We start from the raw sequence: 2,173 nt of genomic DNA on the forward strand, positions 1-2,173 counted from the left end.
CGGGCCAGCTCCTGGGCGGCGGAGAGCACCTGGGCGGCGGCCGCCCCGGTCTCGCCGGCGCCGCGGCGGACCTCGCCGATGTTGCCGGTGACGAGCTCGGTGCCGCGAGCGGCCTCCTGCACGTTGCGGGAGATCTCGGCGGTGGCGGCGCCCTGCTGTTCCATGGCGGCGGCGATCGAGACCGAGATCTGGGACATCTCGGCAATGGTGCTGGCGATGGCCTGGATGGCGCGCACGGCCTCCTCGGTCGCCTGCTGGACCGATCCGATCTGGGCCGAGATCTCCTCGGTGGCCTTGGAGGTCTGGTTGGCGAGCTCCTTGACCTCGGAGGCCACGACCGCAAAGCCCTTGCCGGCCTCGCCGGCCCGCGCGGCCTCGATGGTGGCGTTGAGGGCGAGCAGGTTGGTCTGGGACGCGATGTTGTTGATGAGCGCGATCACGTTGCCGATCTTCTCGGCCGAGACGGCCAGCGTCTGGACGGTGGCGTTGGTGCGCTGGGCGTCGGCGACGGCGCGTTCGGCGATCTGGGAGGACTGGCTGACCTGACCGGCGATCTCGCGGATCGAGATGGACAGCTCCTCGGTGGCGGCCGCCACCGTCTGCACGTTGGACGAGGTCTGCTCGGCCGCCGAGGCCACGCTCACCGAGCGCCCCGTCGCCTGGTCCGCAACGTCACGCATCGATCGTGCCGTTACCTCCATCTCAGTCGCCGAGGCCGTGAGATGCTGCACGAGATGACCGACAGTGCTCTCGAGTTGCTGCGCGAGAGCGCTCATTTCCTCCCGGCGCCGCACGCTCTGCTGGCGGTCGATATCGGACTGAGCGGACCGTAGCTGCTCCGCCTCGGCCATGGCGGCGGCGAACGTGTTCATGGCGTTCCAGATTTCGCCGATCTCATCCCGGCTCTGCTTGACCTGCGGCAGGTTGTAATCGCCGGCAGCAAGCTTCTGAATGGCTGACGTCACCAGCTGAAGGGGGCGGGCAATCTGCCGATGCCCGACCAGTGCGCCAATCAGAAGCGCCGCCAGCGTGCCGCCGAAAGCGAGAGAAAGCAGCAGCGTCATCCGCTGATCGTGAAGTGCATGCGTTGCGTGATCGACGGCATCGACAGCCTCTCCGCTTCTTTTCGTAAGTGCGTCGATGCTCTCCTGAAAGGCTTTGCGATTAGCCCGGTTCGCCTCGTTGAAACCCTGCTCGGCAGCCGCAGCAACAGATACTTCCGTGCCGAGGCGAGCAGTTTCGGTGCGGAAGGTCTTGAAGGCCTCGGCGTCTTTCACGACCTTGTCGAAGATCGCCTTATCCGAAGCCGGCACAATCGGCGCCCACTGCTTGAGGAGTTCATCGATCTTCTTCAGGCTGGCGATCATGCCGTTGGCATAGGTCTTGGCATCCTGCGTATCGGCTGCGGCATAGACGCCCCTGGCATCCATGACGACAGCGGTCACCAGCCGGTTCAAGCGTTCGCCGTAGAAGGCGCCCGTCGATGCTGTTTTTACTTCCTCGATCGCGTGGTCGTATGCCTGAAGCGAGTGAACACCCACCCCGGAAACCGCGAGAATGACAGCTCCCAAAGCGCCGACAAGCGCGAAGATCTTCGTTCTGATACGCATGCTACCCCCAACTGCCCTTTAGGGCTTCGGAGGATCAAACAACAATCATCTTAAGGCATAGCTAAATTCTGCCACCTTTACCTAAAGTTTCTTGGCGAATGGCACGCTCTAGACCTGGATGAAACAATGATTCACGCCCTACCATGCTCGCATTCGCCAGATGACGCTCGCGGTAGACAAGTATTGCGCAGCTGCAACAGTGGCCGGGAAGCTCGCAGGGGGATTCAGACTTCGTCTGATAGCCATTGACGGGCGGACTCACGAACGGCATTTATGACATATACCTACTGATTCGAAGGGGTGGACAACATCCCAAGCACATTCGATCAACGGAAAAAGTAAAAACAAAGTCGCTGCAAGTTCTTTTGAACAGCGACACTGCGTCATGATTAGCGTGCTTGCGTAGACATCATCTATCTATGGGCCGGGGGGCTTCATCATGTACATCGTCGTCGATGAACGGCAGATGGTGACGGCTGGGTACGTCGCCAGTTTCGACCGCGAAGGCATCTCATCCATCGGAGTGTTCTCCGGTGAGTTCCAGGACTGGCTCAAGGCCGCCT

The 2,173-nt window shown here is 61.8% G+C and carries 1 protein-coding gene; it reads right to left on the reverse strand.

The window, feature by feature from the left end:
• A partial coding sequence (locus LGR44_RS21645; protein WP_226742789.1) for a methyl-accepting chemotaxis protein occupies positions 1-1,610 on the reverse strand: 1,610 nt, incomplete at its 3' end.
• Positions 1,611-2,173 lie beyond the last annotated feature (563 nt).

Source organism: Microvirga lenta (genome assembly GCF_020532555.1).
Classification (GTDB): domain Bacteria; phylum Pseudomonadota; class Alphaproteobacteria; order Rhizobiales; family Beijerinckiaceae; genus Microvirga; species Microvirga lenta.